The organism is Rhizobium sp. SVR5-9E, assembly GCF_056755095.1.
On record NZ_JBNDHS010000572.1, the window covers coordinates 1 to 251 of the forward strand.

The window sequence follows — 251 nt, forward strand, 5'->3', positions numbered from 1 at the left end:
GCCTGGTACTGTTAATCGCGCTGGCGGCCAAGAACGCGATCCTGATCGTCGAGTTTGCCCGCGCACGGTGTCATGAGGGGATGGCGATTGTCGATGCGGCCCGTGAAGGCGCCTCACGCCGCTTCCGGGCGGTGATGATGACGGCGGTGTCATTTATTATCGGTGTGCTGCCGATGATGCTGGCGTCCGGGGCAGGGGCGCAGAGCCGCCGCATCATTGGCACCACGGTGTTCAGCGGGATGCTGGTGGCC

1 protein-coding gene is annotated in these 251 nt (G+C 64.5%); it reads left to right on the top strand.

Annotation, left to right across the window (positions count from 1 at the left end):
- Positions 1 to 251 (top strand): efflux RND transporter permease subunit (locus ACPYOJ_RS36120; protein WP_481420497.1); only part of this gene is annotated, 251 nt, incomplete at both ends.